Below are 12,939 nucleotides of genomic sequence, written 5' to 3'. Positions count from 1 at the left end.
CGCTAGTCGATCAGGTTCTCGCTTTTCAGCCAGTCGTAGGCGACATCGGCGGGGTCTTCTCCGTCGATGTCGACGCGGCCGTTGAGTTCTCGCATCAGGTCGTCGGTGAGGCGTTCGGAGATCGTGCCGAGGAGTTCGCGCAGTTCGGGGTGGGCGTCGAGGACGGGGCCGCGGACGACCGCGGTGCCGCTGTAAGGCAGGAAGAACTTCTTGTCGTCGTCCAGGACCACCAGGTTCAGGTTCTTGACGCGGCCGTCGGTGGTGTAGACCATGCCGAAGTGGCAGGGAGAGTCCTTGGCGGTGGCGGTGTAGACGACGCCGGCGTCCATACGGGTGACGTTGCCCGCGGGGACACCGTTGGGATCGTTGTAGGGGATGCCGTATTTCTGCAGCATCGGGATGAAACCGTCCGAGCGACTGAAGAATTCGTCGTCGACACAGAACGTTCGTTCGGCGACCGGCAGTGCGGCCACGTCCGAGAGGGACTTCACGCCCAGTCGCTGCGCGGTCGGTGTCGACGCACCGAACGCGTAGGTGTCGTTGAAGTTGGACGGGGGAAGCCATTCCAGGTTGTAGTCACGCTTTTCGACATCGTGGACGCGCTGCCACAGCTCCTGCGGGTCCACGATCGTCTCGGTCTCGTTGTGGTAGTTGACCCAGCCGGTGCCGGTGTATTCCCACAGCACGTCGGCGTCGCCGTTGAGCTGGGCCTGCCGTGACGAGGCAGATCCCGGCGCGCCGGTCAGATCGGTGACCGAGGCCCCTGCCGCGGCCAGGTAGGTTGCGGTGATCTTGCCGAGCAGCACACCCTCGGTGAAGCTCTTCGAGGTGACGACCAATTTCGCACCGTCGAGGGGACGTTCGCCGCCGGGCAGACTCGCGTCGTGGAAGGTGCCCGACGAGCTCACCAGCCCACACCCGGCGAGCAACGACAGCATCGCGACCAGCGCGGTGATCAACGGGACTCGCCTCATGAGACACCTCGTGGGGTCGCGGCCAGTTCGACGAGTCGGCCGAGCCAATCGATGATCAACGCCAGCAACCCGACGAGCACGGCACCGGAGATGAGCAGCTTGGGCAGGAACAGGGTGACGCCGGTCGTGATCAGCGTGCCCAGGCTGGTGGCGCCGATGAAGGTACTCAGCGTCGCGGTGCCGACCAGGATGACCAGCGCGGTACGCACGCCGTTGAGGATCACCGGCACGGCCAGCGGCAATTCCACTTGCAGCAGCGTCCGGCCTGCCGAGAAGCCGATGCCGCGAGCGGCCTCGATGGTGCGGTGATCGACCTGCCGCAACCCGACGATCGTGTTCTGCAGGATCGGCAGGATCGCGTACACGACGAGACCGACGACCGCCGTGCGGAATCCGGTGCCGAGCCAGAAGGTGAACAGCACGAGCAGACCGACGGCGGGCGCGGCCTGACCGATATTGGCGATGTTGACGGCGATCGGCTCGAGCCGCTGCAACGCGGGCCGGGTCAAGGCGATGCCGAGAGGAATCGCGACCACCACCACGATCAGTGTGGCGACCACCGTGAGCCGGATGTGCTCGAGGATCGTGGTCTGGAGATTGGCCCAGCCGAGCGAGGCCTGTTCGGTCGCGGTGAACGTCGACGACTGGTACCAGAGCACGTATCCGATGCCGATCACCACGATGATGAGCGGTTCGAACCACACATCGATCGGGACCCGGCGCAGTCGGTTCATGCCGGTCCGGCCGATCCGGGTTCGTCGTCGGCGGCGACGACCGGGGTGGGGGTGGGATCGGAACCGTCGACGTAGGTTTCGTAGGACAGGTCCTCGACGGCGGCGTGCCCCTCCGCGAGCTTGGTCTGGATCACGTCGGTCACCGAGCCGATGTTCAGCGAGCCCACGACGGCGCCGCGACCGTCGGTGACCAGGGTGGCGCCCTGGCTGGCGGCGAGCATGGCGTCGAGCGCGTCGTTGAGGGTCGAGGACTGCGCGACCACGGGCAACCGGCGATCGAGGTAGTCCGAGACCTCCGGTTTGCTCGCCACTTCCGTCAGCGAGGGCCACGACCGCGGCCGCCCCGCGTCGTCCACGACCACCACCCAGGTGTGCCCGGCTGCTTTCGCCCGCCCGATCACGACCTGCGAGGATTCGCCGATTCTGGCGGTGGTCACCGGGTCGACCTCCACGTCGCGGACCCGAGACACCGTGAGATAGGCCAGTTTCGCGCCCGATCCCACGAATTCCTCGACGAACGGCGTCGCCGGGTCGGTGAGGATCTCCTCCGGTGTCGCGTACTGCTCGACGTGTCCGCCCTCGGACAGGATGAGCACCTTGTCACCGAGTTTGGTGGCTTCCTCGAAGTCGTGGGTGACGATCACGATGGTCTTGCCGAGTTCGTGCTGGATCGCGATCAGACTGTCCTGCAAGCGAACCCGGGTGATCGGGTCGACCGCGCCGAACGGTTCGTCCATCAGCAGCACCGGCGGGTCGGCCGCGAGCGCGCGGGCGACGCCCACCCGCTGCTGCTGACCACCGGACATGTCCTTGGGGAGACGGTCGGCGAAGGTCGCCGGGTCGAGACCGACCAGGTCAAGGAGGTATTCGGTGCGTTCGGCGATTCGCTTCTTGTCCCAGCCGAGCACCCGCGGGATCGCGCCGATGTTCTTGGCAACCGACCAGTGCGGGAACAGCCCACCGGACTGGATGACATAGCCGATCGACTGGCGCAATTTGTCCGGGTCTTCCCGGGTCACGTCGCGTCCGCCGATGAAGATCCGGCCCTCGGTCGGCTCGATCAGCCGGTTGATCATCTTGAGCGTGGTCGTCTTACCGCAGCCCGACGGTCCGACGAACGCGACGATGTCGCCGGCGTCGATCTCGAGGTCCAGGCGTTCGACGGCAGGGGTGTCCTGCCCCTTGTACCGCTTGACGACCCCGTCCAAGGTGATGGAATCACCGGTCACGTTGCGCGGCGGCGCGGTCGGCGCGGGCTGGCTGGTCACATCGGTCATCACAGTCCCTTGGCAATCGTGAGGCGTCCGAGCAGGACGAGGAGCGCGTCGAAGACCAACGCGATGGCAACGATGAGAATGGTTCCGGTGAGCGCCATTTCGAGCGCGTTGGCGCCGCCGAGGCGCGACAGACCGTTGAAGATCAGCGAGCCGAGGCCGGGTCCGAGGACGTAGGCCACGATCGCGGCGACACCGACGATCATCTGGGTCGAGACCCTGATCCCGGTGAGGATCACCGGCCAGGCGATGGGCAGCTCGACGGTGAGCAGGATCCGCCACCGCGAAAGCCCGATGCCGCGCGCGGATTCGACGACCGTGGCAGGCACCGATCGCAGCCCGACGATCGCGTTGCCGATCACCGGCAGCGCCGCGAAGAACGCCAGCATGATGAACGAGGGCACCACTCCGAGCCCGAACGGGACCAGCAGCAACGCCAGCAGCGCCAGCGAGGGGATCGTCAATGCGACCCGGCTCGACGTCAGGGTCAGCGCCGACGCCAGCGGCAACCGATACACCGCCACGGCGACGAGGATCGCGACGACAGTGCCGACCAGCACGGTCTGAAAGGCCAGCGACGCATGCTGATAAGTGAGGAAGGTCAGGACCTCGCCTCGATCCTGGACATAGTTCCACAAATTCACGGCATTCCCATCGTCGGACTGGGCCAGTGGGTACCCGTTCGCACGTGATCAACGGTCGAATGTGCCGTCGAAGAATAGTCGATACCGGGTGTTCGTCCGGGGACGCGCGCGAGGAGGCGGCGCTCGATGACGGCTATGCCGCACGCTCGAGCGCAGCGGCGTACGGCTCGGCGTCGCCGGCGATCACCGTGCTCGTGCTGCCGTCGACCCCGACCGGGACCGGCCCGCCCAGCGTGATGCGGGTGAGCCTGCGGTGCTCGCTGCCGTCGTAGTCGTCGATGGCGTAGTGCTGGGTGGCCCGGTTGTCCCAGATCGCGACGTCGCCCAGCGACCAGTTCCAGCGGGTGGTGTGCTCGAGCCGGGTGATCCGGTCCTGGAACAGCCCGAACAGCGCCCGCGACTCGCTGCTCGACACCCCGACGATCTCCTTGACGAAGCAGCCGAGCAGCAGGGCGCGCTCACCGGTCTCCGGGTGCACCTCGACCACGGGGTGCTCGGTCTCGAAATAGGTGGACTCGAACTCGCGACGGTAGTCGCGGTCGGTGTCGGCGGAACGGTCCTCGATCTCGGCGGCGTAGTCGTAACGGTTCGAATGCCGCGCGCGCAGGCTCTCGGCGAGTCGCTGGAGCGGCTCCGGCAGCGAGTTGTAGGCGGCCACCGTCGAAGCCCAGGTGGTCGAACCGCCGTAACTGGGCAGGGCGACCGCACGCAGGATGGAGGCCCGCGGGACACGATCGACGAAGGTGACATCGGTGTGCCAGACATTGGACCGCGTCTGGTGCGAGTCGATCGCCAGGCTCTTCGCACCGGCCGAGGTGACAGTCGGGTGCGGGGTGGTCGGGTTGCCGAGCAACTGCGCGAACTCGTACTGCCCGTCCTCGGTCAGGTGGTGCTGGCCCCGGAAGAAGATCACTTTGTGCTCGCTGAGCGCGGCGCGGATGGTGGCCACCGATCGCGCGTCCAGGTCACCACCGAGCCGGACCCCGTCGACCTGAGCACCGATGTGGGCGCCGAGCTTGACCACCCGCACCGCGCTCCCGGGTACAGCTGCGTCATGGACGGACATACGGAGGCCTCTCGCTCGAACCTGGACGATCTCGTCACACGAAACCACCAGGAACGCGCCGCGACCATCGTTGAACTCAGGCTGAGCGGAATCGCCGAATCGGCAGACGGCGTCGCCGATTACGGTATGCGCAATTCCGCCGCGCCGTGCCCCTGGGTCCACGTACTGAACCGCGATTCGGCGGCTTCGGCCGACGGCGCGCTGATCACCCGGGCGACCGCTTCCCAGGACGCTCCCGACGCGCGCACGAAGCGGACGGCTTCGACCAGCCGCCGCTGGGCCGAGGCAGTGTCCTCGAACGCCAGCCGCACCGGTACCAGGGCCTGCATCTCGAGCTGGTGGTAGTCCCATTCGGCCAGGACCAGACGGGTCAGGTCGGCGTCGAGCCGACCGGTGGAGCAATGCAGCACCCGGGCAGAGGGGGCGTGGTCGGCGGCCAGGTCGGCGCGGAGCCAGGTTCGTCCGTGCCAGCCGTCGCAGGAGCACAGTGCGCGCCACCCGATCACTTCCTCCGGTCGGCGCGGGTGGCTGTCTGCTGATGCCGGCGGCCGGGCATCGTTCGCGACCGTCGCGCGGAGGCTGGGCGCGTCGCTGCGTGCGGACAACCCATCCGTGAAGATGTCGGCTACCCATCCGCGATGGTTTTCGAGCAAGCTGTTCATCCTGACTCCGATGTCGAATCCGAAAAGCTCGATCCCGAACCGGCCCGTCATGACGCGATCGCCGGAGGTTCGGTGTGTGGGACAACTACTCCCAGACACTTACGATCAACCTCATCGACGCCGACGGCAATCACTTCGCCACATTGTTGTTCCCAGTCACATAATGCCTGGTCGCGGTCTGTGCCTCGAGCGCGGAGTCTGCCGAGCCGAGCACGACCAGGCACCAGATCGGTAATGGGCGTGATCTTTACGCCATGTTTACGGGTCAGCGAGCCGGGAAGTCCCGTCGGCAACCCCGCTCGTGCTCGGTCGGGTGGGGTTCTATCGGCCAGGAGTACCGCATGACGCACGCAATCACCCACCTCAGCATGGGCCTCGGCTGGGCCCCGGCGCACGCCGACGGACTGCATCCCCGCCGCAAGGACATCGATCTCAACGCCGCGGCGCTGTCGTTCGCCGGCGAGACCTTCGTCGACGTCGTCTTCCACGAGCAGCTCACCTCGCGCGACGGCGCGCTGCGCCACCTCGGGGACAGCGTCACCGGTGACGGCGACGGCGACAACGAGGTGATTGTGGTCGACCTGACCCTGCTCGACCCCGCCGTCACCACGATCGTGTTCCTGGTAACCTGCTACACCGGCCAGCGATTCGACCAGATCGCCCACGGCTTCTGTCGCATCGTCGACAATGTCACCGGTATCGAATTGATCCGCATCGATCTCGACAGCGTCGGCGCGCACACCGGCATCGTCGTCGGCAAACTGCACCGCCCCCACCAGGATTGGGCCTTCACCCTGATCGGTCAGCCGATCAGCGCCCAGCACGTGGTCGACGCCGTCCCCCAACTCACCGCCTACCTGCGCTGACAGCGACGATCCACGCCGTCGTCACTCCGATAGACGGTCGCGGGCCCGCAGCCGCGTCTCGAGCGCGTCGAGGACGTGCGTGACGTCCGCGTCGAACTCCTCGGCCAGCATTTCCAGCAGAGCCGCGCCGATCAGCAACAGCGTGGAGAAGACCACGGGGGCGATGGGTTCGGTCGCCGCGAGCAGGAGTCGGGTCCGGGGCGCGCCACCACGATGCCAGGACTCGAGCAGGGCCAGTGCGCCCTGGAGGTAGATCGGTGGTTCCGGGCGGGCGCTCAGCGCGGGGATCGCACGGTCGGCCGCGCGGCGCAGGATATCGGCGGTGGCCTCGGCGCCCGGGGCCATGGCCTCCATCGCGCAACAGGCCAAACGCAGGACACCGTCCAGATGACGTGGGCTGTACCGGGCCGACTCCGGGATCTGGTCCCACGGCAGGCGCAGGACGCGAAGCAGGTCGGCGGTGATCGCCGTCGGCGCCTGCGCCGTCGCCGGGGACGAACCGGACGTGTGATCGACGCCGAGCATGATCTCGAGCCCGATCGCCGATGCCATGAGATCGCCTCGGCTGCTGCGAGTTTCGCGTCGATGGCGGCGATCCTCGACCAGCAGCCAGCCGACCGTCTGCGCGTCGGCGGTCCGCAACAGTTTCGCGTCGGCCTGCCAGCCGTTCGCGGTATCGCACCGCGACAGCGCGCAGACCAGATCGGCCATGACGTGGTTGCCGGTCACCAGTGTCGGCTGATGCCGCGGCCGGCGCGACACCACCGGAAGATCGCCCAGCCTGGCCGAGGAGGACACGAACGACATCGCGGTGAGCGCCGCCGCCGCGGTGCGCGCGGCGGACACGGCGTCGGCGGCGTTGGTGCGCAGCAGCGCGCGATGGATCGAGTCCGCCAGCGGTGCGACACCGAACTCCGCGTAGTGCAGCAACAACCAGGCCAGGGGCATGTCACCGAGGACCGGGACGAGCCGTTCGTTGAGCTCGTACAGCAACGCGGCCGACTGCTCCGGCTGACGAGATCGCGGCGCCTCCCCCGTGAGATCACGCCATTCCAGTAACGCCAGGTAATTGGGTAGCAGCAAGCTATCGACCAGCTCACTCACCTGAGCGATGACGAATTCGAAATCCAGCTCCGTCATCACGCCCGGCCCGACCGAATTCCCCACCGGGTTCCCGTCGAACGGATCGATACCCGATTCGCCGAGGGCGAGGTCGAACAACAACTCCGCGTGCCCGAGCCTGCCCACGACCCGGCCGACAAAGGGCACCACCCCACCGTCTTCCACGGCGGTTGCCGCGCCGAGGAGGCAATTCACCATCGCGCCTTCGGCTTTCGCGTGTGCGCAGAATCTCCGCAACCGCTGGTGCACGATATCCTCGGTATCGAAACCCGTCCGCACGATCTCTTCCGCGATCGTCACGATTGCCGCGTCGACGACATATTCGGGTCTGCCCGCCGCTTCATCCGATGCCGACGCGGGGCCCGCGAAATAGAGCCGGTCACTGAATGCGTCGCCCATTCGTCGCCTCACCACAACCTCCACTCGGATGCGCAGTATGCCGTGCACTTGACACCCTTCCAGCAAATTGTCCGCAAGTCGCGGCTCACACCTCACAAGGCGATAACGGCATGAACTCCGCGCGCACCGGCCGGGCCGACTGCGTGCATGACGCGTCACCCTGACGTGCTGCCGCGACACTATTTGCCCGAATTCGGGCAGGGATGTTGGCGAACCCGGTCGGGGCAGGCATGATCGTGCGAGTGAATGACGGGGTACCCACCGAGTTGGTCCGCTATGTCGTGGCGTCCACCGGCCTACCCGAACGCGTGGCCGCCCGGGTCGTCGCCGACATCGTCGGCTACTTCGACGAGACAGCCGAGCAGTTCGTCCGACGCAGGCACGCCGAACTGCAAGCTCGGGAGATGCGCAATGCCGAGATCTGGCGGCGCCTCGAGATCGAACTCGGCGAGCGGCCGGTCGCCGCTCCGTCATACACCGAACGGCAACTTCGTCGCATCGTCTACGGGTAAGGGGTTCATCACGCCATGTGTGGAATCGTCGGATACATCGGTCACCGGCAAGCTGTTCCCGTACTGCTGGAGGGTCTGCATCGGCTCGAATATCGCGGCTACGATTCGGCCGGATTGGCGCTGCCGCATCGCGGCAAGGCCCGCGTCTGTAAAACCCGGGGCCGGGTGCAGGACCTGCGCGACAAAGCCGACACCACTGCTCTGCGCGGTACCGTCGGCATCGCGCACACCCGCTGGGCCACCCATGGCGAACCCAGTGATGCCAACGCCCACCCGCACACCGATGTCAGCGGCCGTATCGCCGTGGTGCACAACGGCATCGTGGAGAACGCCGAACAGCTGCGGGCCGAGCTGACCGCGCTCGGCATCGATCTCGTGTCCGACACCGACACCGAGGTGATCGCCCATCTGGTCGCGCGCGAGCTCGCGGAATCCGAATCCCTCGAAGACGCCGTTCGCGTCGCGCTGCACCGGGTTCGAGGCACCTACGGTCTGCTGGTGCTCGACGCGCGCCGTCCGACCGAGCTGGTGGTGGCCCGCAACGGCAGCCCCATCGTGCTCGGCGTCGGGGACGGCGAGATGTTCGTGGCCTCCGATGTCGCTGCCCTCGTCCACCACACCCAGCGGGTGGTGTTCCTCGACGACGGCGAGCTCGCGACCATCCGCGACAGCGAATTCCGCACCAGCACACTGGGAGTCGAGTCCGAGCAGACCGACAAGACCCCGACCACCATCGATATGGTGGCCGAGGACTACGCGCTGGGCGGATTCCCCGACTTCATGCGCAAGGAGATCGCCGAACAGGGTGAGGCGGTGCGCCGGGCGCTGCGTGGCCGCCTCGACGATCGTTTCGCCACCGCCCACCTCGGCGGGCTGAACATGGACGCCCGCGAACTGCGCAGCATCAGCAAGGTCGTCTTCCTCGGCTGCGGTTCGGCCTACTACGCGGGCCAGCTCGGCGCCCAGCTGATCGAGGAACTGGCCCGTATTCCGGCCACCGCGGAACCGGCCTCGGAGTTCCGCTACCGCAATCCGGTCGTCGATCCCGACGCGCTCTACGTCGCGATCAGTCAGTCCGGCGAAACCCTCGATACCCTCGCCGCGGTGCAGGAGCTACAGCGCAAGGGCGGGCGGGTCATCGGCGCCGTCAACGCGGTGGGCAGCGCGATCGCCCGCCAGTGCGGGGCAGGCGTGTTCCTGCACGCGGGCCCGGAGATCTCCGTTGCCTCGACCAAGGCGCTGACCAATATGACCGTGTCGTTCACGATGCTGGCCCTGCTGCTCGGCCGGGTTCGCGACCTGTCGGCCGCCGACGGCGGCCGCATCGTCGACGGCCTGCGAGCCCTGCCCGCCGCCATCGACCAGGTCCTCACCGACGAAGACGCCATCGCCGAGATCGCGCACCGCTACGCCAAGGCCCGCAGCATGTTCTTCATCGGCCGGGTACGGGCGTGGCCGGTCGCCCGTGAAGGCGCGCAGAAGCTGAAGGAGGTCTCCTACGTGCACGCCGAGGCCTACCAGGCCTCCGAGCTCAAACACGGCCCACTCGCGCTGATCGACCAGGAGATGCCGAGCGTGGTGATCGTCCCCGACGACGAGCTGCTGGCCAAGAACCTCAGCACCATCGAACAGATCAAGGCACGCGGCGGACCGGTGATCGCGGTGACGAACGCGGATCTGCCGCCGAACGCGGCCGACGAAGTGATCCAGGTCCCGCGCGTGGCACCGGAGTTGGACCCGATGCTGCTGACGATCCCGCTGCAACTACTCGCTTATCACACGGCCATCGCCCTCGGCCGCGACGTCGACAAACCACGCAACCTGGCGAAAAGCGTCACCGTGGAGTAATAGTCGCGTGGAGTGGGGCGCACGGCGTCGGGGCGGCTGGCAGGATCGAGGCGTGAATACCGCGAACCTGAGCCGCTCCGAGACCGCCGCGCGATCGCGGGCGATCACTGTCCGCGCCTACCGCGTCGAACTCGATCTGTCGGCAGCCCCGGATCGGACCCGGGCCGGTTTCGCGACGACCACCACTGTCGAGTTCGACGCCGGCGCCCAGCAGACGTGGCTCGACTTCATCGGTCTGTCGGTGGAATCAGTGACCGTCAACGGTGTGGAGGTCGCCGTCGACTACGACGGGGCCCGGCTCGCTCTTGCCGGCTTGTCGGAGACCAACGTGGTCGTCGTGCGGGGCACCGGCGCCTACAGCCGCTCCGGTGAGGGACTGCACCGGTTCCTCGATCCGGTCGACGATCAGACCTACCTCTACACCCAGTACGAGCCCGCGGACGCACGACGGGTCTTCGCCTGCTTCGAACAGCCGGATATGAAGGCGCCGTTCACGTTCGCGGTCACCGCACCGGCCGGGTGGCAGGTGCTGTCGAACCGGCCTTTTGCGGCCATCCAGGACAACGGCGTGATCCAGAACGTCGAGTTCTCCCCCACCTTGCCGATCTCGACGTACATCACCGCGGTCGCCGCCGGGCCGTACCATCGCGTCGAATCGTCTTGGGCACGTGGCGAACTCAACATCCCACTCGGGATCTATTGCCGCGCTTCGCTGGCCCGCTATCTGGACGCGGACACGATCTTCGAGGTCACGAAGCAAGGTCTGGACTTCTTCGCCGAGAACTTCGACTACCCCTACCCGTGGGGCAAGTACGACCAGGTGTTCGTCCCCGAATACAACCTGGGTGCGATGGAGAACCCGGGGCTGGTCACGTTCACCGAGGCCTACGTGTTCCGTGGCGCGGCCACCGCCGCGCAGTACGAGGGCAGGGCCAACACGATCCTGCACGAGATGGCCCACATGTGGTTCGGCGATCTGGTCACGATGGTGTGGTGGGACGACCTGTGGCTCAAGGAATCCTTCGCCGACTACATGGGCGCGCTCGCGAGCTCCGAGGCCACCGAGTGGACCGACGCCTGGGTGGCGTTCGCGAACCGCCGCAAGGCCTGGGCGTATCTGCAGGACCAGTTGCCGACCACACACCCGATCGTCGCCGACATCACCGACCTCGAGGCCGCCAAACTCAATTTCGACGGCATCACCTATGCCAAGGGCGCCAGCGTGCTCAAACAGCTGGTCGCCTATGTCGGCCGCGAGGAGTTCTTCTCGGGGGTGCGCCGGTATTTCCGGACACATGCTTTCGGCAACACGACCCTCGACGATCTGCTGACCGAGTTGTCGGCGGATTCCGGCCGCGATCTGGCGGGCTGGGCGCGGGCCTGGTTGCAAACCACCGGGGTGTCCACCCTGACTCTCGACAACGGTGCCATCGTGCAAACCGATCCGCGCCCGCACCGGCTCGCTGTCGGGCTCTACGACTTCGATGCCGAGGGTGACCTGGTGATTCGCGAGCGCGTGGAACTCGACATCGTCGACGCTCGCACACCGGTGGATCTCGCCCCCGCTGCGCTGCGTCTGCTCAACGACGGTGATCTCACCTACGCGAAGGTTCGTCTCGACGTGGATTCCCTCGCCACCGTGGAGAGTTCGCTGAATCGGGTCACCGACCCGCTGGCGCGCGGACTGATCTGGTCGGCGCTGTGGAACGCCACCCGCGACGGCGAGCTCTCCGCCGAACGCTACCTGTCGATGGCTCGTGATTTCGCGCCCGTCGAAACGAACATGGCGCTGCTCACCGCGGTCCTGGCGAACGCGTCGTTCACCATCGGGCATTATCTGCCCGATCCGGCGCGGGATCGGTGGCGCGGCGACTGGCTCGAATCCTGCTGGGCCACACTGCATTCGTCGGAACCGGGTTCCGGCGCGCAGCTGGCTTGGGCGCGTGCGGTGGCGGCCGCCGCCACCGTCGACGGCCGCCGTGCCACCGACATCCGGGCGATCCTGCTCGACCGGGCACCGGAAGGCCTGGCCCCGGATCCCGATCTGCGCTGGGCGATGTGGACGGCGCTGGCCGCCACCGGCGACGCGAAGGTCGCCGACCTCGACACCGAAGGGCAACGAGACGACACGGCATCGGGGCGAACCGCCTACCTGCGCGCCCTCGCCGCCCGCCCGGAAGCAGACGTCAAAGCCGCGGCATGGGATTCAGCACTCGGCGACACCACCCTGACCAACGACCATCTCGACGCCACCATCGACGGATTCCGCGCAGGCCGCCACCGCGACCTGATCGCGCGGTATGACGACGACTACTTCGCGTCGCTGCGCACGGTATGGGACCGGCGCAGCATCGAGATCGCCCGGCGCATCGTGGTCGGGCTCTTTCCCGCCGCCGATTCGCTCGACGGGGTCGACCGGTGGCTCGACGCAAATGCCGACGCACCGAACTCGTTGCGCCGATTGGTCCTCGAACAGCGTGACCACCTCGCCCGGGATCTGCGCGTGCGCGGCGTGAACTGATATTTCCCATTTCGCGGCGGGCTAAACATATAAGTCCGAAAACATCGCTCTGTCAACCCCAATCGACCGATCACGGTTTAATAACCACCACCCTGGTGAACCCTTCACCCATGACCTACTCACGTAATCGCACAACGAGTACGCCGAGCATGGATCTGACCAGCACCACCATCATGTTGGCCACCTGCGTGTTCTTCCTCATCGGCCTGACCGCACTCACCGGATCCCTACCCGCGGCGATCTTCGGCGCCGCCAGCCTCGGCGCGGGAATGATGACCACCTCCAAAATGCTCGACCTCTAGATCATCTCCCCGCCC

At 66.9% G+C, this 12,939-nt stretch carries 12 protein-coding genes; 5 read left to right on the top strand and 7 right to left on the bottom strand.

Features of this window, described 5'->3' with window-relative positions; all coding sequences use genetic code 11:
- Positions 1 to 2 precede the first annotated feature (2 nt).
- The 6 genes from ACFWFP_RS07595 to ACFWFP_RS07570 all read right to left on the bottom strand — a co-directional run bounded on the left by ACFWFP_RS07595 (position 3) and on the right by ACFWFP_RS07570 (position 5,354).
- Positions 3 to 974 carry a glycine betaine ABC transporter substrate-binding protein gene (locus ACFWFP_RS07595; RefSeq protein ID WP_379293839.1) on the bottom strand — a complete coding sequence of 324 codons (972 nt, stop codon included), beginning with the start codon at positions 972 to 974 and terminating at the stop codon, positions 3 to 5.
- Positions 971 to 1,708: an ABC transporter permease gene (locus tag ACFWFP_RS07590; protein WP_379293837.1), complete on the bottom strand. Its 738-nt coding sequence runs from the start codon at positions 1,706 to 1,708 to the stop codon at positions 971 to 973. The genes ACFWFP_RS07595 and ACFWFP_RS07590 overlap by 4 nt, the downstream gene beginning before the upstream one ends.
- The gene (locus ACFWFP_RS07585) at positions 1,705 to 2,985 is read right to left on the bottom strand and encodes an ATP-binding cassette domain-containing protein (protein ID WP_379293835.1); all 1,281 of its coding nucleotides are present in this window, start codon (positions 2,983 to 2,985) and stop codon (positions 1,705 to 1,707) included. Before ACFWFP_RS07585 ends, ACFWFP_RS07590 begins: the two co-directional genes overlap by 4 nt.
- The gene (locus ACFWFP_RS07580) at positions 2,985 to 3,626 is read right to left on the bottom strand and encodes an ABC transporter permease (RefSeq protein WP_379293833.1); all 642 of its coding nucleotides are present in this window, start codon (positions 3,624 to 3,626) and stop codon (positions 2,985 to 2,987) included. Before ACFWFP_RS07580 ends, ACFWFP_RS07585 begins: the two co-directional genes overlap by 1 nt.
- Positions 3,627 to 3,759: 133 nt before the next feature.
- Entirely contained in the window at positions 3,760 to 4,692 is a 933-nt protein-coding gene (locus ACFWFP_RS07575; protein WP_379293831.1) for a TauD/TfdA dioxygenase family protein, read from the bottom strand.
- Positions 4,693 to 4,811: 119 nt separating this feature from the next.
- Complete coding sequence (locus tag ACFWFP_RS07570) at positions 4,812 to 5,354, bottom strand: hypothetical protein (RefSeq protein ID WP_379293829.1); 543 nt, start codon at positions 5,352 to 5,354, stop codon at positions 4,812 to 4,814.
- A gap of 341 nt (positions 5,355 to 5,695) precedes the next feature.
- Here ACFWFP_RS07570 and ACFWFP_RS07565 point away from each other — a divergent pair, with 341 nt between their 5' ends.
- Complete coding sequence (locus tag ACFWFP_RS07565; RefSeq protein WP_379293827.1) at positions 5,696 to 6,220, top strand: TerD family protein; 525 nt, start codon at positions 5,696 to 5,698, stop codon at positions 6,218 to 6,220.
- A 21-nt stretch (positions 6,221 to 6,241) separates the two neighbouring features.
- Here the strand turns inward: ACFWFP_RS07565 and ACFWFP_RS07560 are convergent, their stop codons facing one another.
- Positions 6,242 to 7,741, bottom strand: coding sequence for a hypothetical protein (locus tag ACFWFP_RS07560; RefSeq protein WP_379293825.1), 1,500 nt, complete (start codon positions 7,739 to 7,741; stop codon positions 6,242 to 6,244).
- Positions 7,742 to 7,983: 242 nt separating this feature from the next.
- On the opposite strand from ACFWFP_RS07560, the gene ACFWFP_RS07555 reads away from it, so the two are divergent.
- From ACFWFP_RS07555 to ACFWFP_RS07540, 4 genes are all read left to right on the top strand, one after another.
- Positions 7,984 to 8,253, top strand: a complete 270-nt coding sequence (locus ACFWFP_RS07555; protein WP_379293823.1) for a hypothetical protein — start codon at positions 7,984 to 7,986, stop codon at positions 8,251 to 8,253.
- Positions 8,254 to 8,268: 15 nt separating this feature from the next.
- Positions 8,269 to 10,101, top strand: coding sequence for a glutamine--fructose-6-phosphate transaminase (isomerizing) (glmS, locus tag ACFWFP_RS07550; protein WP_379293821.1), 1,833 nt, complete (start codon positions 8,269 to 8,271; stop codon positions 10,099 to 10,101).
- A gap of 52 nt (positions 10,102 to 10,153) precedes the next feature.
- A complete protein-coding gene (gene pepN / locus ACFWFP_RS07545; protein WP_379293819.1) occupies positions 10,154 to 12,622 on the top strand; it encodes an aminopeptidase N in 2,469 nt (822 codons plus the stop codon).
- 110 nt (positions 12,623 to 12,732) lie between these two features.
- On the top strand, positions 12,733 to 12,924 hold the full coding sequence (locus ACFWFP_RS07540; RefSeq protein ID WP_379293817.1) for a hypothetical protein: 192 nt from the start codon (positions 12,733 to 12,735) through the stop codon (positions 12,922 to 12,924).
- Positions 12,925 to 12,939: the final 15 nt, after the last annotated feature.

Source organism: Nocardia sp. NPDC060249 (assembly GCF_042728755.1).
GTDB lineage: Bacteria > Actinomycetota > Actinomycetes > Mycobacteriales > Mycobacteriaceae > Nocardia.
This window is presented reverse-complemented; position numbering and strand designations above follow the sequence as displayed.